At 62.1% G+C, this 19,790-nt stretch carries 17 protein-coding genes, 3 tRNA genes and 1 pseudogene; 8 read left to right on the forward strand and 13 right to left on the reverse strand.

Annotation, left to right across the window (positions count from 1 at the left end):
* Positions 1-6: 6 nt before the first annotated feature.
* The 5 genes and pseudogenes from ABH922_RS12995 to ABH922_RS13015 all read right to left on the reverse strand — a co-directional run bounded on the left by ABH922_RS12995 (position 7) and on the right by ABH922_RS13015 (position 5,347).
* On the reverse strand, positions 7-1,101 hold the full coding sequence (locus tag ABH922_RS12995) for an ABC transporter ATP-binding protein (RefSeq protein WP_424807308.1): 1,095 nt from the start codon (positions 1,099-1,101) through the stop codon (positions 7-9).
* 31 nt (positions 1,102-1,132) lie between these two features.
* A complete protein-coding gene (locus tag ABH922_RS13000) occupies positions 1,133-1,999 on the reverse strand; it encodes a carbohydrate ABC transporter permease (RefSeq protein WP_424807309.1) in 867 nt (288 codons plus the stop codon).
* Positions 1,999-2,950 (reverse strand): annotated as a pseudogene (locus tag ABH922_RS13005) (carbohydrate ABC transporter permease). The gene ABH922_RS13000 and the pseudogene ABH922_RS13005 overlap by 1 nt, the downstream one beginning before the upstream one ends.
* A complete protein-coding gene (locus ABH922_RS13010; protein WP_424807310.1) occupies positions 2,947-4,299 on the reverse strand; it encodes an ABC transporter substrate-binding protein in 1,353 nt (450 codons plus the stop codon). The pseudogene ABH922_RS13005 and the gene ABH922_RS13010 overlap by 4 nt, the downstream one beginning before the upstream one ends.
* Positions 4,300-4,333: 34 nt before the next feature.
* A complete protein-coding gene (locus tag ABH922_RS13015) occupies positions 4,334-5,347 on the reverse strand; it encodes a sugar-binding transcriptional regulator (RefSeq protein ID WP_424807311.1) in 1,014 nt (337 codons plus the stop codon).
* A 172-nt stretch (positions 5,348-5,519) separates the two neighbouring features.
* Here ABH922_RS13015 and ABH922_RS13020 point away from each other — a divergent pair, with 172 nt between their 5' ends.
* Together ABH922_RS13020 and ABH922_RS13025 are read left to right on the forward strand one after the other, a co-directional pair.
* Positions 5,520-6,530: an NAD(P)-dependent alcohol dehydrogenase gene (locus ABH922_RS13020; protein ID WP_424809663.1), complete on the forward strand. Its 1,011-nt coding sequence runs from the start codon at positions 5,520-5,522 to the stop codon at positions 6,528-6,530.
* A 7-nt stretch (positions 6,531-6,537) separates the two neighbouring features.
* On the forward strand, positions 6,538-8,010 hold the full coding sequence (locus ABH922_RS13025; RefSeq protein ID WP_424807312.1) for a mannitol dehydrogenase family protein: 1,473 nt from the start codon (positions 6,538-6,540) through the stop codon (positions 8,008-8,010).
* Between the two features lie 208 nt (positions 8,011-8,218).
* Here ABH922_RS13025 and ABH922_RS13030 read toward each other — a convergent pair whose 3' ends face one another.
* Entirely contained in the window at positions 8,219-8,728 is a 510-nt protein-coding gene (locus ABH922_RS13030; protein WP_424807313.1) for a cutinase family protein, read from the reverse strand.
* Positions 8,729-9,444: 716 nt separating this feature from the next.
* On the opposite strand from ABH922_RS13030, the gene ABH922_RS13035 reads away from it, so the two are divergent.
* Positions 9,445-9,810, forward strand: coding sequence for a VOC family protein (locus tag ABH922_RS13035; RefSeq protein ID WP_424809664.1), 366 nt, complete (start codon positions 9,445-9,447; stop codon positions 9,808-9,810).
* Between the two features lie 495 nt (positions 9,811-10,305).
* On the opposite strand, the gene ABH922_RS13040 is transcribed toward ABH922_RS13035, so the two are convergent.
* Positions 10,306-10,379 (reverse strand) — tRNA-Ile (locus ABH922_RS13040).
* A gap of 178 nt (positions 10,380-10,557) precedes the next feature.
* On the opposite strand from ABH922_RS13040, the gene ABH922_RS13045 reads away from it, so the two are divergent.
* Positions 10,558-10,755, forward strand: a complete 198-nt coding sequence (locus ABH922_RS13045) for a hypothetical protein (RefSeq protein WP_424807314.1) — start codon at positions 10,558-10,560, stop codon at positions 10,753-10,755.
* A 251-nt stretch (positions 10,756-11,006) separates the two neighbouring features.
* Positions 11,007-11,972, forward strand: coding sequence for a helix-turn-helix domain-containing protein (locus ABH922_RS13050; protein ID WP_424807315.1), 966 nt, complete (start codon positions 11,007-11,009; stop codon positions 11,970-11,972).
* Positions 11,973-12,008: 36 nt separating this feature from the next.
* Here ABH922_RS13050 and styD read toward each other — a convergent pair whose 3' ends face one another.
* From styD to ABH922_RS13065, 3 genes are all read right to left on the reverse strand, one after another.
* Positions 12,009-13,493, reverse strand: coding sequence for a phenylacetaldehyde dehydrogenase StyD (styD, locus tag ABH922_RS13055; protein ID WP_424807316.1), 1,485 nt, complete (start codon positions 13,491-13,493; stop codon positions 12,009-12,011).
* 25 nt (positions 13,494-13,518) lie between these two features.
* The gene (locus ABH922_RS13060) at positions 13,519-14,631 is read right to left on the reverse strand and encodes an NDMA-dependent alcohol dehydrogenase (RefSeq protein WP_424807317.1); all 1,113 of its coding nucleotides are present in this window, start codon (positions 14,629-14,631) and stop codon (positions 13,519-13,521) included.
* A 366-nt stretch (positions 14,632-14,997) separates the two neighbouring features.
* Entirely contained in the window at positions 14,998-15,174 is a 177-nt protein-coding gene (locus tag ABH922_RS13065; protein WP_424807318.1) for a hypothetical protein, read from the reverse strand.
* Between the two features lie 47 nt (positions 15,175-15,221).
* Between ABH922_RS13065 and ABH922_RS13070 the strand changes: the two genes are divergently transcribed.
* Both ABH922_RS13070 and ABH922_RS13075 read left to right on the forward strand, forming a co-directional pair.
* A complete protein-coding gene (locus tag ABH922_RS13070) occupies positions 15,222-15,719 on the forward strand; it encodes a nucleoside deaminase (protein ID WP_424807319.1) in 498 nt (165 codons plus the stop codon).
* A gap of 150 nt (positions 15,720-15,869) precedes the next feature.
* Positions 15,870-17,057, forward strand: a complete 1,188-nt coding sequence (locus tag ABH922_RS13075; protein ID WP_424807320.1) for a serine hydrolase domain-containing protein — start codon at positions 15,870-15,872, stop codon at positions 17,055-17,057.
* Between the two features lie 75 nt (positions 17,058-17,132).
* On the opposite strand, the gene ABH922_RS13080 is transcribed toward ABH922_RS13075, so the two are convergent.
* Both ABH922_RS13080 and ABH922_RS13085 read right to left on the reverse strand, forming a co-directional pair.
* Positions 17,133-17,205, reverse strand: a tRNA-Asn gene (locus ABH922_RS13080).
* A gap of 170 nt (positions 17,206-17,375) precedes the next feature.
* A tRNA-Asn gene (locus ABH922_RS13085) sits at positions 17,376-17,448 on the reverse strand.
* 136 nt (positions 17,449-17,584) lie between these two features.
* On the opposite strand from ABH922_RS13085, the gene ABH922_RS13090 reads away from it, so the two are divergent.
* Entirely contained in the window at positions 17,585-17,839 is a 255-nt protein-coding gene (locus tag ABH922_RS13090; RefSeq protein ID WP_424807321.1) for a hypothetical protein, read from the forward strand.
* Here the strand turns inward: ABH922_RS13090 and dnaG are convergent.
* Complete coding sequence (gene dnaG / locus ABH922_RS13095) at positions 17,836-19,749, reverse strand: DNA primase (protein WP_424807322.1); 1,914 nt, start codon at positions 19,747-19,749, stop codon at positions 17,836-17,838. The genes ABH922_RS13090 and dnaG overlap by 4 nt on opposite strands.
* Positions 19,750-19,790: the final 41 nt, after the last annotated feature.

The following is a 19,790-nucleotide window of genomic DNA, read 5'->3' on the forward strand; positions in this document are numbered from 1 at the left end:
CGTGGGTCAGACGCCGACGCGTTGTCCGGTAGCCGGGTCGAACAGATGAACGGGACCGTCCACTCGTTCGAACCCCAATGTCTGGCCATGTTGGAGTTTCGACCGACCACCGGTACGAGCCACCAACGCGATCGGCTCGGATTCGGTACCGGGTACGTGTGCGTAGATGTACGACTCGTTGCCGAGTTCTTCCACCAGGTCGATCTGTGCCGCAATTCCTTTTCCTGCCTCGACAACCCGGAACTGTTCGGGACGAATCCCCACCGTCACACTGTCGAGGCCGGCAGCGGCGATCGCCGTCAACTGCTCACGTTCGAGGGGAACGTCCACCGATCCGAACCGAACCCCGCCCCTGCTCACCGGTGCCGTCACCAGATTCATGCCCGGCGAGCCGATGAACCCGGCGACAAACGCATTGGCTGGGTGATCGTAGAGTTCGGTGGGCGAGGCGAACTGTTGCAGCTTTCCGTCTTTGAGAACAGCGACCCTGTCCCCCATGGTCATGGCCTCCACCTGATCGTGGGTGACGTAGACGGTGGTGGTACCGAGCCGCCGTTGCAGAGCCGCAATCTGCGTACGGGTCTGAACCCGAAGCTTGGCGTCGAGGTTCGACAGCGGCTCGTCCATGCAGAACACCTGCGGATTGCGGACGATGGCGCGGCCCATCGCCACACGTTGACGCTGGCCACCGGACAGCTTCGCCGGTTTACGGTCGAGATAGTCCGTGAGGTCGAGCAGTTTCGCCGCCTCGGCCACCTTCTTCTTCCGCTCCTCTACCGGGACGCCGCGCATCTTGAGCGCGAAGCCCATGTTCTCCCCGACCGTCTTGTTCGGGTAGAGAGCGTAGTTCTGGAACACCATCGCGATGTCGCGGTCTTTGGACGGCACCCCGGTCATGTCCTTGTCGTTGATGGTGATCGCCCCCGAGTCGATGTCCTCGAGGCCGGCCAACATGCGCAGTGCTGTGGACTTACCGGAGCCGGAAGGTCCGACCAGGACGACGAATTCACCGTCCTCGATATCGAGATCGAGAGAATCGACTGCCAGTGTTCCGGCACCTTCGTAGATGCACGATGCTTTTCGGTAGGAAATCCGAGCCATGACGTAACTCCTGAAAGAGAAGGGGAGGCGATTACTTGATCGCGCCGAAGGACAGGCCGCGCACGAGCTTGTTCTGAGCGAACCAGCCGGCCAGAATGACGGGAAGTGCGGCCATGGTCGCCGCTGCGGACAATCGGGCCCAGTACAAGCCCTCGCCGGTGATGAAGCCGACCAAGAACACCGGAATCGTCTGCGCCTGAACAGCTGTCAAGTTGACGGCGAAGAAGAATTCGTTCCAGGAGAAGATGACGCAAATCAGGGCTGTTGCCGCGATACCCGGTGATATCAGGGGCAGAATCACCTCACGGACCGACGTCCACAGGCTCGCACCGTCCATACTCGCGGCCTCGAGCAACTCACCGGGTACTTCGAGGAAGAACGAGCGCATCATCCACACCGCGATCGGCAGATTCATCGACGTGTACAAGATGACGAGTGCCCAGATGTTGTCGAGCAGACCGATGTCGTTGACGATCACGTACAGCGGCACGATCGCCGCAACGACGGGGAGCATCTTGGTGCTGATGAAGAAGAACAGAACGTCCTTGGTTTTCTTGACCGGTCGCAACGACAGCGCGAAGGCCGCAGGTATGCCGAGCAGCAGTACGAGAATCGTCGACATCGCGGTGGCGAACGCCGAGTTCGCCAGCGTCGTACCCAAGCCCGAGTCGAGGACGGCCCGAAACTGCTCGAGGGTGGGTGTGAAGAAGAGCTTCGGCGGATCGGTGTAGGCGTCGGCTTCGGTCTTGAAGGCCGTCAGGACCATCCACAACACCGGGAAGAAGAACCCGAGTGCCACGATCCAGGCCACCACCGACCACGGACTGAACTTGTTCTTCTTCTTTTTCTTCACGACGGGCTGATCGATGGTCGTGGGTTCGGTTGTCGCGGTGCTCATCACGCCGCCTCCTCGTTGCCGGTGAAGCTCTTGAAGATCAATCGGAGCGCGAGAGTCGAGACGATCATCGTCGCGACCACGGTCACGACACCCATCGCCGCGGCTTGCCCGACGTCGAAGCCGAGGAATGCGCGCTGGTAGATGTAGAAGGGCAGGTTCGAGCTCGCCACCCCCCGGCCCACCCGAAGTCATCATGTACACCGCGTCGAAGGTGTTGACCAGGTAGATCGCCCCGAGAACGGCTCCGAGTTCGATGAAGCGACGCAGGTGCGGCAGCGTAAGTTCGCGGAACATCGCCAATGGTGTCGCTCCGTCCACTCGCGCCGCTTCGAGAATGTCACGGGGCATCGACTGCAGGCCGGCGAGGATGAGCAGCATCATGAACGGTGTCCACTGCCAGATCAGGTTGACCATCACCGCTGCGAGGGGGAACTTGCTCACCCAGTCGACCTGACCGACCCCGAACGGAGAGAGCACGAAGTTCACGATTCCGAAGACGGGGTCGAACATCGTCGTCTTCCACAGCAGCGCTCCGGCGACGGGGGTGATGAGGAAAGGTGTGATCAGCAGGGTTCGCACGATGCCGCGCCCGAGGAATGCCCGATCGAGAAGTAGCGCCAACGCCAGGCCCAAGATCACCGAGATGACGACGGTTCCCACGATCATGATCACCGTGTTGAGGGCGACTTCGCGGAACTGACTGTCCTTGAAGACGTCGACGTAGTTGTTGAACCAGTTGAAGTGCCGCGAGCCCGGTCGCACGAGGTTCCACGACTGCGTCGAGTAGTAGAGAGTGAAGAGGAACGGGATCTGCGTGACGACGATGGCGAAGATCAAGGCCGGTAGCAGCGGACCTCGGCGGCGCCACCCTTCGGCACGGGAGATCTTCTTCTCGACGCGGACGGGCGGAACGTCGTCCACCTGGTTTCTGTTTTCGGCAACCGTAGTCATCGATTCTCCTGATAGGTCTTGCCGACCACCTCGGCGTACTGCTGCGACTGATCGAGCGCATCCTTCACGCTCTTTTGACCTGCGATAGCGGCACTGATCTGCTGACTGACACGAGTGCCGAGGTCCTGGAACTCGGGAATCGTGAGGAACTGAACTCCGGTGTACGGAACCGGTTGCACTGTGGAATTTTTCGGGTCCGCGTTGTTGATGGACTCGAGCGTGATCGGGCCGAACGCCTTGGCTGCCTCCTGATACTGCGGAATCTGGTACGTGGAAAGTCGGCTTCCCGGTGGAACTCTCGACCAACCGAGCTCGGTTCCCACCTTCTCGATGTACTCCTTGTCGGTCATCCACGAGACGAATTTCCACGCGTCGTCCTTGTTCTTCGCGGACTGTGGGATGCCGAGTGCCCAGGTGTACAACCATCCAGGGTTCGACTTCTCCGCCATGGGCGCGGTGACGTAGCCGATCTTTCCGACCACTTTCGACGACGCCGGGTCCTCGAGAACCGACACCGCGGAGGTGGAGTCGTACCACATCGCCGAGTTGCCCTGGGCGAACTGTGTCGCGCACTCACCGAAACCGCTTGTCGCAGCTCCCGGCTCACCGTGTTCACGCACCGTGTCGACGTAGAACTGAACTGCTTTCTCCACCTCGGGACTGGTCAGCTGCGCATTCCAGTTCTCGTCGTACCAGCGCCCGCCGAAGGTGTTGATCACGGTGTTCAACGGTGCAAGCACCTCGCCCCAACCCGGCTTGCCGCGAAGGCAGATTCCCGACATCTTCGCGCTCGGATTGTCGAACTTGGCAGCCCAGTCGGCGACCTCCTGCCAGGTCGGGTCCTCGGGGACGGTGATGCCGGCCTGATCGAAGAGGTCTTTGCGATACATCAGCACGGACGACTCACCGTAAAACGGTACCGAATACATACTGCCGTCGTACGAGAGCGAGTCCTTGATCGAGGGGATGAAGTCGTTTTCGTCGTAACCCGGTGTCTTGTCGGCATATTCGGAGAGGTTTGCCAGCCATCCGTTCTCCGCCCATTGGGGTGTCTCGTAGTTGCTGATCATCACCACGTCGAATTCACCGCCACCGGTAGCCGTCGATGCCGTGATCTTCGCTCGTGCCTGATTTTCGGAGAGACTGATGAACTTGAGTTTGAGTCCGGGATTCTCGGCTTCGAATTGCGGGGCCAAACTGATCGCATCCTGCATCTGCGAGTTCGAGACCATGGCAATGGTGACAGTTCGTTCGCCGGAACCACCGAGTGCGCCTGCACCCGCACATCCCGACACCAGGAGGCAGAGCGCTGTCACCGCAGCCCCCCACACTCGTCTTCCTGCTTTCACGGCATACCTTCCTTCACACCTGCATGTCAGTCGGTTACTCGACTGTCGCGCCGGCATCGAGTAACCACTGGCCGCACTCGACATCGGTGACGAGTACGTTTGCCAGCCCTCCGCGCAATGCGCCCAGAACGGCCTGGCGTTTGTGTGTTCCCCCCGAAACCAGAATGGTCTGATCACAGGATTTGACTGCTTCGAGGGATACCGACACGGTTCGCGCGGGTAGTCGTCCCTCGACGGGATCACCGTTGATCGTGTAGAACCGGCCCCCGATCTCGCCGACGGCACCAAGATGCTCGAGTTCGTCGAGCATGGTGGCATCGACAAAGCTTCCGGCAAACAACGTCGTCGCGGTAGAGACCGCGCCGACTCCGAAAACCATGATGTCGGAATCACTTCCGGATTTCAGCGCTTTGGAGATGACCGAGTCGTTGCGCATCGACTCCACAGTTGCCGGGTCGGCGTAGAGCGGCGCATTGAGACGAACAGGGTTGGCCTGAAGCTGTTGCGCGCACCGGCCGATGGTGAAATCGACTCCGGTCTGGTAATCGGTCACCGTCATCGAGCCGTCCAGTTGTACCACAGCGGAGCACTTCGCGGCCTTGTCCGGCAATGAACTTGCCACCGAAACAGTTTCGGGGCCCCATGTGAATCCCAGAGTGCTCGACGGCTGAATACGACGTACCAGCACTTCTGCTGCCCGACGCCCGAGTGCATCGTAGTCCGGTTCGTCGGATTCGGAATTCGCCTCGGGCACCACCACGACCTCCGAGAGCCCGAAGCGATCTTCGAGCTTTGCCTCCAACTCGGTGTCCACGGTCCCTTCGACGCCGGCCGGAACCGCGATCTCGACCCGAACCAAACCCTGTGAGCGAGCACGGGCCAACAACCGACCGGCGGTCGGTCGGGAAATACCCAGTTTGGCGGCGATCTCCGCTTGCGTTGCGCCCTGCAGGTGGTACATCGTGGCCGCCCTGAGTGCGAGCCGGACGTCCTCCGACGCCGGGGTGCGCACCGGTTTCGGCCTCGCCACACTTGCAGGCTGGTTCACGCGCGCTCCTCACATCATGGGTGGTCCGACGAAACTGTTCCGTCGGCGGTGTCGTGCCGAGCAACACCAGCGTGATCAAATGTTCACTAGGTGTTCTTCTGCTCATTAAGCTAACATCTGCAGTGTGACCCACACAACACCTTTCGTCGATTCCGCCGAATTACCCCGCATGATCAGGGCAAATGTCCTGATTGGTACCGGTTCGATGCGGATGACAGAACGCCCGATCCCCACTCCCCTTCCCGGCGAGGTACTCGTGCGCGTACACGCCGTAGGCGTATGCGGATCCGACGCGCACTATTTCCGCGAGGGCCGCATCGGGCCGCACGTCGTTACCGGGCCGCTGATTCTCGGGCACGAAGCCTCCGGGCGAATTGCCGCCGTCGGCGCCGGCGTGGACCCTGACCGGATCGGCCAGCGGGTCTCGATCGAACCGCAGAAACCGGATCCGACCAGCACCGAATCCAAGGCCGGGCACTACAATCTGTGCCCGCACATGGAGTTCTACGCCACGCCGCCGGTGGACGGCGCACTCACCGACTACGTGACCATCGGAGCTGATTTCGCACATCGGATCGCCGACTCGGTGTCCTACGAGGCCGCTGCCCTGTTCGAGCCGCTGTCCGTCGCGATCGCGTCCGCCCGCAAGGCCGGTGTCACAGCGGGATCGCGAGTACTCGTCGCCGGCGCCGGGCCGGTCGGCATGCTGACCGCCCAGGTGGCGAGGGCGTTCGGTGCCACCGAAGTCGTCGTCTCCGACGTCGACCCACTACGACGCGAACGTGCGCTCGACTTCGGCGCGACCAGCGTCGTGGATCCGACAATCAGCAACGTCCGCGAACTTGCCGTCAACGCATTCATCGACGCATCGGGAGCAACAGCCGCCGTCATCGACGGTATTCACGCGGTTCGCCCAGCGGGTACCGTCGTTCTGGTGGGGATGGGTGCCGACGAGATTCCGCTGCCGGTGCCGATCATCCAGAACCGGGAGCTGGTACTGACCGGAGTCTACCGCTACGCGAACACCTGGCCGACCGCAGCCGCACTGGTCGCGGCCGGGCGGGTCGACCTGGATTCGATGGTCACCGGTCGGTACACCCTCGAACAATCCAGCGAGGCACTCGAGGCCGATCGAATTCCCGGCAGTATCAAAGCCGTTGTCATGGTCACCGAAGGAGACTGAACCCGTCATGGAGCTCACCACGAAAACCCTGTCCGAGTTCGACTCCGCACTCGAAGTACCGACGTACGACCGCAGTAGGATCACCACTGGCATAGTTCATTTCGGGGTCGGCGGATTCCATCGTGCGCATCAGGCGATGTACATCGACGCGCTACTTCGCGAAGGCGACGGCTTCGACTGGGGCATCTGCGGAGTCGGCGTCATGCCATCCGATCAGCGCATGAAGGAAGCCCTCGACGCCCAGGACGGCCTGTACACGCTCGCCCTCAAGCACGCCGACGGAAGCCTCGAGGCGCGCGTCATCGGCTCGATAGTGGAATATCTGTTCGCTCCCGACGATCCGCAGACGGTGATCGAGAAACTGGCAGCGGAGACGACGAGAATCGTTTCCCTCACAGTCACCGAAGGTGGCTACAACATCTCGCACACCACGGGAACCTTCGACGTCGACAATCCCGACGTCGTGCACGATCTGACGCCGAATGCCCTCCCTCGCACAACCTTCGGACTTGTCTGCGCGGCTCTGGCGCTACGCCGGTCCCGCGGGATCACCCCGTTCACCATCATGAGCTGCGACAACATCGAAGGAAACGGCGCTGTCGCACGGCGAGCCTTCCGTGCCTTCGCGGCGCTGAAGGATCCCGAACTGGCCGAGTGGATCGATTCCGAGGCCGCGTTCCCCAATTCCATGGTGGACCGCATCACCCCCGTCACCACTCCAGAGGTGATCGCCGAAATCTCCTCGACGTTCGGCGTCGACGATCAGTGGCCGGTGGCCGCCGAACCATTCACGGCATGGTTCCTCGAGGACGAGTTCACCCTGGGTAGACCGACATTGGAGAAGGTCGGCGTCAACGTCGTACCCGATGTTCGCCCCTATGAGCTGATGAAACTGCGACTGCTCAACGCCGGCCATCAGGGTCTGGCCTACTTCGGCTACCTGGCCGGGTACCGCCTCGTACACGAAGCGTGCCAGGACGAACTGCTGTCCGGGTTCCTCCTCGACTACATGAATCTCGAAGCAACCCCGACCCTCGATCCGGTTCCCGGCGTCGACCTCGATCAGTACAAGAAAACTCTGATCGAACGCTTCTCGAATCCCCAGGTGCGGGACACCATCACCCGGCTCTGCGCCGAATCGTCGGACCGTATCCCCAAGTGGGTGCTGCCCGTCATCCGCGAACAGCTCGCTTCCGGCGGACCGATCGATCTGTCCACAGCGATCGTCGCGAGCTGGGCGCGGTACGCCGAAGCCGTGGACGAGAACGGCGATCCGATCATCGTCGTCGATCAGTTGGCGGACACTCTGGTTCCCCTGGCGCAGAAGCAGTCCGAAGACCCTCTGGCCTTCATCGGCTATCGGAAGGTGTTCGGTGACTTGGTGGATGATCGTCGCTTCGTGACAAGTTTCCGCAAGTCATTCGACTCTCTTCACGCCGTCGGTGCCCGTCGAACCGTCGAAGAAGTTCGAGGGCTGTGACACCGAACTTCGGGGCCGACGGGTGGACTCGAGATGCACGACGGAAGTCGATCGGGGAAAGTGGGCCGCGCGCTCGAGGAGTCGACAAGGCTCGCAGCGAGGTGCTCGACGGAGGCTGTCGGCATTCGGTCCACTCGGCGTCCGGAAACAGAGTTTCCCCACCGCGGCGAAACTCGTCAGCGCGTCATCGAGATCAATTCCGAACTGATCAACCGAAATACGTGGTGTGCGTTTCCAGGTAGCCGATGATCGAACCGACCGGGTCGTCGGTGCGCCAGTCGCAGACGCCGTCCGCCGAGATACATTTGGTTTCGACGGGAACCGTGAACTTCTGGCGCTCACCCGTCATGGTCGCGCCGAGAGCTTCCGGCAACACGACCTTGGTCTCCACACCGGTACCGAATTGTCGCGGGTCGGAATACAACACCCCGGACAATCGGGCATTTTGCGGCTCCGAGAGTACGTCACCGACAATTCTCGCCCCTTGCGAATATCCGATGACCAAAGTGTCGTCGGGCGCATTCACCAGCGCCGCGCGGAGAGCCACCGTTCCAGCTGCAACCGACTGGTCGTAGGTCGGCCGCACCACCGATGCCGGATACTGCACCTGTGTGACGGTGTCTCCTGGCTGAATCTCCGGTGCCTGAAGCACCCTTCCGCCGTTACCTGTTCCGTCCACTACGATGACATTTCGCGCGTGAGCCGGTGCCGCCGCCATGAGCGGTACCGAAACAGCGACAAAAACTAGAACAAAGACAGACGAAATTCGCATCACAGCCCCCGGCGACGTAGAGAAGTGAAGAATACATGGAGCATCTGGATCCACCTAGGTCCGAATATTGCACTGCCGGAACAAATTCCGACTAATACACCAATTCGAATAGAGAATTCTTACTGCCAACTTCACAAATACCGTCAACCGCCGCTTCGCCACGCGCCGGCAACCATAGTTCCAGCACATGCACTCTTGAAACCTTCGGCCCGCACCCGACATTTCGAAGCGCTCGCCAACGTCACACTGATTACATGAGCCGAAGCGCCCTTTCGACATCAACTACAGTACAAGAAAATTCAGGATCATCGACTGCGAAGAATTCCACCCGGGGCACATGCTCTGCACACAGTGTTCGCGCACAACATGTTTGAATCGATCAATGGACACAACGGCCCGAGTCGATCGTGCAGACGCGCTCGTGTGCGGTGATCACGGTCAGTGCGGACCCCAGCAATTCGGCTTCGACCACAATCGCGAATCCTCTCCGAGTCGACATTGCACGCCTGACGATTCGGGACCACCATCCTCTTTTCGCGAGTCTACGTTTGTCAGCGCCGTCGTCTCGATCGCGCGTCCTGGACAATTGGCCATATCTCGTCTGGACTAATCACCGAATTCGGATGAAGATGAAGCAGTCCACCCTCGCCGAAGGAGCCGCAATGCAGCCGACCGGAGTAACAGCAAATCTCGCGGTACCCGACATAGCCGAAGCCCGCGCGTTCTACGGCGACTTCCTCGGCCTGAGCGTCGAGGCCTTCAACCTCGGATGGGTGGCAAACCTTCAATCCCCCGACGGTCGCGCCGCCATCCAACTGGTCACCCGCGACGCGACCGCTTCCGTCGACTCGGCCATCTCCGTCCACATCGGCGAACAGATCGAGGAGGCGTACGCGGAAGCACAACGGCGGGGCTTGGACATAGTCCATCCGCTGACCACCGAAGCATGGGGAGTGCGCCGATTCTTCGTACGTGCTCCCGATGGGACGGTGGTCAACATCGTCAGCCACCAGGACCGGGACAGCTGACGGTCGAATCGTAGATCCACCGACCGTCCGGTTCTCCGGCGAGGGAACGGAATTCGGTCCCGGTGATCCAGTCACCACGTGAGGCGACAAAATTTTCCGCTCCTGCCGAAAGCTCCGTCGACAGTTCACTGTCCATTGCGGGTGTGGATCATCGAGCATCTCGACGACCACCGATGTAGACCTGGCGCTCCAGCCGAACGACGGAAGGTCTAACTCGGCGAATGCGCCTCGCGCCTGGATCCCGAAGCGATGCTCGTCAGACTTTGTCGCAGAAGCCGCGCGAACCCGTGAAAGTACGCGGCCGCCTTCGCCGGTGCAGGCCCGCTACCCGGTCGCAGGTGAGGCAGATGCACCATCGAGTGCGACGACCCTTGTCGTTCGCAGCAAAACCGCGCCGCAGAGGCCTGATGCGGAATGGGGGCAATATGTGGGGCACGGTAGGGCCATCGCACTTCCGGAGTTTTACGAAAGCACCTCTGAACCGTGGTTTCTATGTGGGGCGGGCGGGGCTCGAACCCGCGACCAATGGATTATGAGTCCACGGCTCTAACCGACTGAGCTACCGCCCCATCCGAGATGTAGATGACCTCGGCGTGTCCGAATGTTACCGGCACCACCTGTCCGCCACACAATCGGGTGGTGATCATCGCGCCGACCTGCGGATTCGGTGATCGATCCAGCATTGTCGAGTCGGTGCCCGACAACCCGATACCGTAGAAGCGCACACTACTCGAAGAGGATCGTCATATGAAGCTTGCACTGACCGAATTCAAGAACTCCAAGGCCACCATTCGCATCAACATGTCGGACGGCGCGAAGCTCAACGGCACCGTGACCGATTTCAGTGAAGACACGTTGGTTTTCAACTCCCCCAACGGCGTCTACTACATCAACCCGCGACACATCATCCGGCTCTTCGAGCCGACTGACCGCACTGCCAAATAGCTGGTCACCGACCGGCAGGAGAGCACCCTTGCGCTTTCCTGCCGGTCGACCCATACTGATACCTACCGATCATTCGGTAATAGATCGGCGAAGGAAGTAGTTCGGACGGCACAGACCAACAGCGTGCGCCTGCAGCGCGAGTCAGGAGTCCCGTCCACGATCGCCCCGGATGGAGTCACCGTGCGCATCACAGAACCCGATCGGATCTCGGTAACTTACGCACGCACACGTATTCGGACGAGAGGGTAGTCGTGACAACCGCCGACACCTGCCCTGCCAACTCCCCACAAGGCTCCTCGGGCACAGAGAAGTTCGGCCGCTGGCGCGAGGCGGTATCCGCGGCGTTCGTGCCGCTCGACGCCATCCCCAACGGCACGGACAACTCACGATTCTCCGGTGGACTGAAATCCGGAGCATTGGGCTCACTTCACCTGAGCGAGGTTTCCGGACGAGCAGTCGATGTTCGTCGCACCCCGGCGACCATTCGCCGCGCCGACCCCGGAATGATCAAGGTCGGCCTTCAACTGCGTGGCCACGGAATTGTCTCCCAACGCGACCGTGAAGCGGTTCTGGCGCCGGGCGATTTCACGGTCTACGACACCAGCGAGCCGTATACGTTGCACTTCGAGGGCGACTTCAGCATGTTCGTACTCATGTTCTCCCGATCGGCATTGAAACTCTCCCCCGCAGATCTGACGGCCGTATCGGCGCGCAGGGTGGTCGGCACCACGGGCATGGGATCGTTGGTCTCACCGTTCCTACTCGAGCTCAGCGTGGGACTGTCCGGGAACACTCTGCCCAGCACTCCGATTCTCGAGGACGCCGTTCTCGACCTCGTCAGCGCTGCCCTCGACGAACACGCACCGCACCGGGCGTCGTCACCTGGAGCGGTTATCGTCGCGTCGGCCAAGTCCTACATCGACGCACACCTGGCCGACCCGAATCTGAATACTTCGTCGATAGCTGCCGCGCAACATATTTCGACAAGGTACCTGCAGAAGCTGTTCGAAGACGACCACACGAGCGTTGCCGGTTGGATCAGGTCACGCCGGCTCGATCGTTGCCGCCGCGACCTGCAGGACCGACGAATGTCCGGTGAAAGCATCGGCGCGATCTGCGCCCGCCACGGATTGCTCGATTCCTCGCACTTCTCGCGGCTCTTCAAACACGCGTACGGACTCTCCCCGCGAGCGTTCCGCGAGTTGCACAGCGAATAGCCGCCTGTTTCCGTATCGAAACAGGCGGCTCATCCATCAGAGAACGATCGTGACGACCTTCTCCTCTGTGTTCGCTTCGATTCCGGCCCAGCCCAGCTCACGGCCGGTTCCGCTGGTCTTCATACCGCCCCACGGCAGTGCCGGGTCGATCGCCGCCCAGCCGTTGACCCACACCGCTCCGGACCGTACTCGCGCCGCCAGGCTGTGCGCGTGCGAGACGGCGCGGGTCCAGATACTGGCCGCCAACCCGTACACGGTGCCGTTGGCAATGGCGATGGCCTCGTCGACCGTATCGAACGGGATGACCGTACCCACCGGACCGAATATCTCCTCTTGCGCGATCTTCATGTCGTTGTTCGCATCCGCGAAGATGGTGGGTTCGACGAAGAAGCCCGGCAGATCCGGGCGACCGCCGCCGGCCGCCAGGCGCGCTCCGCCGTCGCGTCCGGCCTGGATGTAGCCGAGCACCGAGTCACGCTGCTTCGCGTTGACGAGCGCTCCCATCGTGGTCGAGGGATCGAACGGGTCGCCAAGGACCTGCGCCGCTGCGGCGCCCGCCAAACCGTCGACAACATCGTTGTACCGCGAACGGTGCACCAACACACGAGTTCCCGCCGCACACACCTGACCCTGGTTGAAGAACAGACCCATGGCGGTTCCGTTGATCGCCGCCTCGAGATCGGCGTCCGCGAGAATGATCTGCGGCGACTTTCCGCCGAGTTCCAAAGTGGTGCGCTTGAAGGTATCCGCAGCACGCTTGGCGATGATCTTCCCGACCCGCGGACTACCGGTGAAGCTGATCTTGTCCACGTCGGGGTGTGCCACCAGCGCGTCGCCGGCGATTTCACCAAGTCCGGGAACGACGTTGACGACGCCGGCCGGAATTCCGGCTTCCACGATCAGACGAACGAGATGCAGGATGGACAGCGGCGCATCCTCCGGCGGCTTGACCACCAGCGCGTTTCCGGCGGCCAGCGCGGGCGCAAGCTTCCATGCCGCGATCATCAAGGGCGTGTTCCACGCAACGATCGCGCCGATGACGCCGACCGGTTCGCGCACCGTGTACGAGTGCGTCGGCTGACCGAAGTACCCGGCCGTCGGGATGGTCGTTCCCTGAATCTTGTCGGCCCAGCCCGCGAAGTGCCGGAATGTGGCTGCCGCATTGGGAATGTCGAGCATCGCCGGTTGCCCGACGGGCTTGCCCACGTCGAGGGCTTCGAGGCCGGCCAGCAGGTCGCCGTCGCGTTCGATCAGATCGGCCACGACACCCAGGAGCTTGCCTCGCACGACGCCGGGAGTCGCGCCCCACTCTCCGTCGAGCTGTCCTCGTGCAGCGCGCACCGCCGCGTCGACGTCGGCCGCTGTGGCCGAGGCTATCTCGGCAAGTGGCTGCGCGGTGGTCGGATTGATGTCGGTGAACGTGCCGCCGTCGGAGGCGTCGCGCCACTGCCCGCCGATGCAGAGCTGGGTGGCTGTACCGCTGGGCAGCGACGGCGACGCGGTGTCTGACAGTGCAGTCATGGAACTCTCCTCGTCGAAAGGGTGATCAGTACAGGATCAGGCCGCGAACGTTTTCCGCTCGCCGCATGGCCTCGTACCCGTCGTTGACCTGGTCGAGGGAGTACGTGCGGGTGATCATCTCGTCGAGCTCGAGATCGCCCTCCATGTACAGGCGGAGCAGATGCGGAATGTCGAAGCGAATGTTGGCGTTGCCGAACCAGGCACCCTTGAGGGTCTTGCGGAGTGCCGTCAGATCGAACAGGCTCATCGACACGTCGGTCGCGGTGACGTCGCCGACCGAAACATGCACGCAGGTTCCACCTTTGGCGACCAGGCTCATGGCGGGCCCGATCAATGCGCCGTCCGCGACGTCGACGGTGATGATGACCTTGTCGGCCAGGTGACCCCACGTCAGATCCTGCAGCATCGGCAGCGCCTCGTCGATGCCGGCGGCGGTGTGGGTCGCGCCGAAGATCGACGCCTGCTCCCGCTTGAACGGTGACGGATCGACCACGACGACGTGGCGAGCACCGGCGAGGGCTGCGCCCTGCACCGCGCCGCAACCGACACCGCCCATTCCGAGAATGACGACTGTTTCACCGGCGGACACTCCGGCCGCATAGACGGCCGAACCCCATCCGGTGGTGACACCGCAGCCGACCAGTGCAGCCTTGTCCAGCGGAATGTCCTTGGTGATCTTCACGCATGATGCTTCGTTGACGACGGTCTGCGGCGCGAAAGTACCGAGAAGGCACTGAATTCCGGCGTCCTGCCCGCGCACGTGGTGGCGGGCGGTGCCGTCGCCGATCTGGTAGCCCTCGAGCAGGTGAGCGCCCAGATCGCAGATGCTGGACTGGCCCGTGGCGCACGCGCGACAGCGTCCACAGGCGGGAATGAAGCCCAGTGCGACGTGATCACCCACCTCGACGCTGGTGACGCCCGGCCCGATTTCGGTGACGATTCCGGCACCCTCGTGGCCACCGATGAACGGCAGGAGGCCGACAGGAACACTGCCGTCTCGAACGTGCTCGTCGGAATGGCACATCCCGGAGGCGGCCAGTTCGACCTTGACCTCACCGTGCTTGGGTGCGTCGAGCACAAGATCCTCGATCCGCCAGGGCTGTCCGGCTTCCCACAGAACCGCTGCTTGCAAACTCATGATGGCCTTTCCTCGTGCCTACGCTGTGAACCGGCGCTGCGAACGAGTCGAGCGCCTGTGCTCTGTGTCATAAGCCTGCCCAGTTGTGGCCGGAGATACTTGTTCGTCTGCGCATACTTCATGTCGATTTGCGCACCAGGGTCGATCCGTTCACGCACGTGCCACAACTCGATCACACGCCAATCGCCCCACAGCCTGAGGCGGCGAGTCGATCGACTCCGGCAATCAGCGGATGAAGTTGTCCACTAGATTTTTTCAAGGAAGCAGTCGTGCAGCGGGCGCCCGCAACCAGGTACGGCACACGGTGACACCTTCGGCCACGTGGACGCCGGATCGGAGTCCGCGGAATCGTGCCGCCGTACTGATCTACTCGCGCACACCCACACCGTCGTGCTCGTTGAGCCAGGTCAACTGACTGGCGTGGGCACGAAATGCATCGAGCTTGCCTTCGATGACGTCACTGATGTCGACGTACTCGGCCGGTGAGAACTCGACGCCGGCCATCGTGTCCATCGCCTGATCACGACCGGCCGAGAGCGTCACCGGCCGAACCGGAGGTGACGCTCTGTGCCTTCGACTATCATTCGGGAATGCTCTCACCGCACGATGCGATCGGTGCGGCCCTCGACGTTGCTCGCGAGGGCATGCGGTACGGCGAAATGCCCATCGGCGCCGTGGTATTCGATGATCAGCAGATTCTCGGACGCGCATACACACGAGAACATGCACTTCGCCGAAGAATAGTCCATGCAGATCTTCTGGCCCTCACCCAGGCCGACAAGGCCCTCGGATTCACCCGAGCGTCCGGCGAGCTGACATTGGCTGTCAACCTGGAACCGTGCTTGATGTGTATGGGCGCGGCCATCACGTTGGGTGTCACGCGGGTCTGGTTCGCCCGCGAATCACCGAACGACGGCGCGGCAGAATTACTCGGTACCTGGAACCCTCCCGTCGCGCAGTCGTACTTCGCTAAACCTAGCGAGATACTCGGCGGAATCCGACGCGATGAATCCTCTCGGCTCTTCGCCGAATACTCGATCGGCACCGGTCCGACCGGATTGCGCAAGTGGGCCGAAAGCCTCGGCTGACGTTCGGCTCTACCCGGCGCTGCCCGATGTGATCGAGCCTGTTCAGCCGGTGAAACTCACCGTGAGCGAAAGGGTTAAGCGGCGCGGATATTGTTGCGATCCTGATGACAGGGCGGCAGAGTGGCCGTCCGCACGACGTCAGGAGAACCGATGACTGCCACGACAACTCGTTCCGAACTTGCCGCCGATCTCGATCGCGCGCTGCAGGACGCCACCGCAGACGGCGCTGTCGCCGGCGCAACGCTGGCGGTCGCAGATCTGTCCGGCGAGCTGTATTCGGGTGCCGCCGGAAAGAAGTCACTGGCCCATGACGCTCCGGCACTGCCCGACTCGACGTTTTGGATCGCCTCGTTCACCAAACTCTTCACTGCCATCGCGGCATTGCAGTTGGTCGAGCAGGACGTGCTCTCACTCGACGATCTCGCAAGCAGGTATGTCCCCGCGATCGGGGACCTCGAGGTGGTCGAGCGCAACGGTGACGGGTTCACGCTACGAGATCCGGCAACCCAGGTCACTGTTCGTCAACTACTCAACCACACCGCCGGCGGCTCCTATTCGTTCTTCAATGCCTTGAACCGGGACTACTCGGCCGCCGAGAATATTCCAGGGATTCTCGCGCTGAGCAACGACACCCTGTTCGCGCCCCTCGTCCACGATCCGGGCACCGACTTCGAATACGGGGCCAACATCGACCTGCTCGGTCGGGTTCTCGAAGAAGCCGCTGGCACACCGTTGGCTGAGCTGTATCGGACCGGCATCATCGAACCGCTCGGGCTCACGGACACCTCGGCGACACCGAGTGCTGCCCAGCGCGATCGCGCACTTCGATTCCACGGCCGCGGTGAAGACGGAAAGCTGGCACCATTGGATCTCGAGATTCCCACCGACGGCGACTTCTACCCGGGTGGGCATGCCCTGTTCAGTACCGCATCCGACTACCTGAAGGTCCTGCGGGCGTTACTCGGAAAGGGCGAACTGAACGGCGTCCGAATCCTCTCGGAAGAATCCGTGGCGGCCGGTCTGAGCAATCAACTCGGTGACATCCGCTGGCACCCGATCACCTCCGCGGATCCGACTCTGACCCTGGACGTCGATCCGCTCGCCGGGCACGAAGGGACGTGGGGTTACTTCGGTCTGATCAACCTCACCGACGGCCCCAACGAGCGCAGTGTCGGCAGCAGCTTCTGGGCCGGTCTCGCCAACTCGTACTGGTGGCTCGACGTCGAACGCGGCCTGGCCGGTGTTGTTGCCACACAGACTCTTCCGTTTGCCGATCCGCACGTACTGGCATTGCAAGGAGCCGCCGAGGCAGCACTGATCCGTGCACAGGCCGACTGACGGAACCGTCAGGGTTCGATCTCACGGACGTAGAAAGCCCCGTACCCGATTTCTCGGGTACGGGGCTCTTCTGCGCTCCCCCGACTGGACTCGAACCAGTAACCGTCCGATTAACAGTCGGAAGCTCTGCCAATTGAGCTACAGGGGATTACCTTGCATGCCTCGCCCATTACGGCGTTGCCTGACAAACTCTAGCGAACCTCGGACCGAAGTACCAAAATAGGGGGTAAAAGCCCGAAACGAGACACCCGGCGGTCACCGACTCGGAACACGAGAAAGCCCCGCACCGAATTGTTTCGGTGCGGGGCTTTCTCTGCGCTCCCCCGGCTGGACTCGAACCAGCAACCGTCCGATTAACAGTCGGAAGCTCTGCCAATTGAGCTACAGGGGATTACCTTGCATGCATTGCCGGTGTCGGCGTTGCCTGGGAAACTGTAGCGAATGCCGCGCCCAAGTACCAAATCGCCTGCCCAGCGAGTCATCAGGCAGGATGGAGTCACGACGATCGGTGCTGGAGGGAAGCAGGAATGATGCGTTTGTTGATCGGTGTTGCCGCTGGGTACGTCCTGGGAACAAAGGCGGGGCGCGCGCGGTACGAACAGATCAGCCGCGCAGCCAAGGCCGTGGCCGCCAGTCCGGCCACCAAAAAGGTGCTCGACGTGTCTCGGCAGAAGCTGGCCGACTCGCTGAGTACGCAACCGAAGCTCGAGCCGATGCGCCCGATCAACGAGGAGACCACCATCCTGGTCCCCCAGGATCAACTCAAGAAGCGTCGGTCCTAGACACTGTTGTCGCCGACAGCCTGCTCACGCAACTGTCGGCGATACTGCTCCAGGGCAACCAGGTCGCCGAACAGCGACGTGTACTCGTCCGGCGAAGCCGCGGGTGAGACGCGCTGCAACTTGGACTTGAGGTCGGCCACCTGCTCACCCACCCAGGCTTCCTGGAGCCTGGCCAGCACCCCGTTGACGTAGCGCGGAACGGTGTCCTCGTCACACGGCATCGGCTCGACGGCCAGTTCCGATACGACAGACGCAACCGTGACGTCGTCGACGCCCTTCGACACGACGTCTATCCACTCGGCACCGCCCAGTCCCTTGCTGGTCCCGCCTGCGTCCGCCATGGCCTGCCTGATCATCACGTAGGCAGGATGGGTGAACGAGTCGGACGGTAGGGAGTCGAAGATGCTCCCCGCCACGCCGGGGTGTTGCAACGCCGCCTTGAGGACCGCGCGCTGGGTAGTCAACGCCGGATCGTTCGGCCGCGGCCGAACGACACCGACCGGCAGCGCCGGAGCGTCGTCGGGCTCGAAAGCCTGTCGACGCTTGGGCGCGGGTGACGATCCTCTCGTCGATGCCCGCTTGCGGGCTTCGTCACGAACTCGTCGACGTACCGACGGGATATCGTCCCAACCGACCCAACCGCACAGCAGATTCGCGTAACTGTCCCGAAGAGTCGATTCCTTGATCTGCGCGACCACCGGCACAGTTCGCCGCAACGCCTCGACGCGGCCTTCGGCGGTGTCGAGGTCGTGTTCGGTCAGGATCGACTTCACGACGAACTCGAACATCGGTGTTCGCCTGGCCACCAGATCGCGCACAGCCGTGTCGCCCGACTTCAACCGGAGATCACACGGGTCCATGCCGTCCGGGGCAACCGCAACGAAGGTTTGGCCTGCCATCTTCTGATCGCCCTCGAAGGCCTTCATCGCGGCGGCCTGTCCGGCGGCATCACCGTCGAAGGTGTAGATGATCTCGCCGCGGAAGTAACTGTCGTCCATGAGGAGACGGCGAAGCATCGCCAGGTGCTCCTCACCGAACGCGGTACCGCAGGAGGCGACGGCGGTCTTCACCCCGGCCAGATGCATCGCCATGACGTCCGTATAGCCCTCGACCACGACAGCCTGATGCCCCTTGGCGATATCACGCTTGGCGAGATCGAGACCGAACAGAACCTGAGACTTCTTGTACAGGATGGTTTCCGGGGTGTTGACGTACTTGCCCGGCATGGTGTCGTCGTCGAACAACTTGCGGGCACCGAACCCGATGACGTCACCGGAGACGCTGCGGATGGGCCACAACAGTCTGCGGTGAAACCGATCGATCGGACCACGCCGCCCTTCCTTCGACAGACCGGCAGCTTCGAGTTCCTTGAATTCGAAACCCTTCGACATCAGGTGCTTGGTGAGGGTGTCCCAGCCTTCTGGTGCATAGCCGCATCCGAACTGCAGCGCGGCCGCACCGTCGAAGTTGCGTTCGGTGAGATAGTCGCGCGCAGCTTGCGCATCCGGTTCCCTAAGACGCGCCGCGTAGAACTCCTGCGCGGCCGCATTCGCGGCGATCAATCTGGCACGGGTACCACGGTCACGCTGTACCGACGGTCCGCCGCCCTCGTACGAGATCGTGTAGTTCAGTCGATCCGCGAGCTGCTCGACGGCCTCGACGAAACTGATGTGGTCCATCTTCTGCAGAAACGAGTAGACGTCGCCACCTTCACCGCAGCCGAAGCAGTGGTAGAGCCCGTGGTTGGGTCGAACGTGGAAGGACGGCGACTTCTCGTCGTGGAACGGGCACAGCCCCTTGATCGAGTCGCCACCTGCTCGCTTGAGGGACACGTACTCCCCGACGATGTCCTCAATACGAGTGCGTTCGCGAATGGCCGCGATGTCCCTGTCAGAAATTCGGCCCGCCACCCGACCAGTCTAGGTGGTGATCGAAGGTCGCCGGACCCAGG

The organism is Rhodococcus sp. 27YEA15 (assembly GCF_049739425.1).
Lineage (GTDB): Bacteria > Actinomycetota > Actinomycetes > Mycobacteriales > Mycobacteriaceae > Rhodococcus_F.

Excerpts from the sequence above, each read along its gene's own strand:
- styD (WP_424807316.1), bottom strand. The coding sequence starts at position 13,493 with ATGACTGCACTGTCAGACACCGCGTCGCCGTCGCTGCCCAGCGGTACA.
- ABH922_RS13025 (WP_424807312.1), top strand. The coding sequence starts at position 6,538 with ATGGAGCTCACCACGAAAACCCTGTCCGAGTTCGACTCCGCACTCGAA.
- ABH922_RS13090 (WP_424807321.1), top strand. The coding sequence starts at position 17,585 with ATGATGCGTTTGTTGATCGGTGTTGCCGCTGGGTACGTCCTGGGAACA.
- ABH922_RS12995 (WP_424807308.1), bottom strand. The coding sequence starts at position 1,101 with ATGGCTCGGATTTCCTACCGAAAAGCATCGTGCATCTACGAAGGTGCC.
- ABH922_RS13070 (WP_424807319.1), top strand. The coding sequence starts at position 15,222 with ATGCTCTCACCGCACGATGCGATCGGTGCGGCCCTCGACGTTGCTCGC.
- ABH922_RS13075 (WP_424807320.1), top strand. The coding sequence starts at position 15,870 with ATGACTGCCACGACAACTCGTTCCGAACTTGCCGCCGATCTCGATCGC.
- ABH922_RS13045 (WP_424807314.1), top strand. The coding sequence starts at position 10,558 with ATGAAGCTTGCACTGACCGAATTCAAGAACTCCAAGGCCACCATTCGC.
- ABH922_RS13000 (WP_424807309.1), bottom strand. The coding sequence starts at position 1,999 with ATGAGCACCGCGACAACCGAACCCACGACCATCGATCAGCCCGTCGTG.
- ABH922_RS13060 (WP_424807317.1), bottom strand. The coding sequence starts at position 14,631 with ATGAGTTTGCAAGCAGCGGTTCTGTGGGAAGCCGGACAGCCCTGGCGG.
- ABH922_RS13030 (WP_424807313.1), bottom strand. The coding sequence starts at position 8,728 with ATGGCGGCGGCACCGGCTCACGCGCGAAATGTCATCGTAGTGGACGGA.
- ABH922_RS13035 (WP_424809664.1), top strand. The coding sequence starts at position 9,445 with ATGCAGCCGACCGGAGTAACAGCAAATCTCGCGGTACCCGACATAGCC.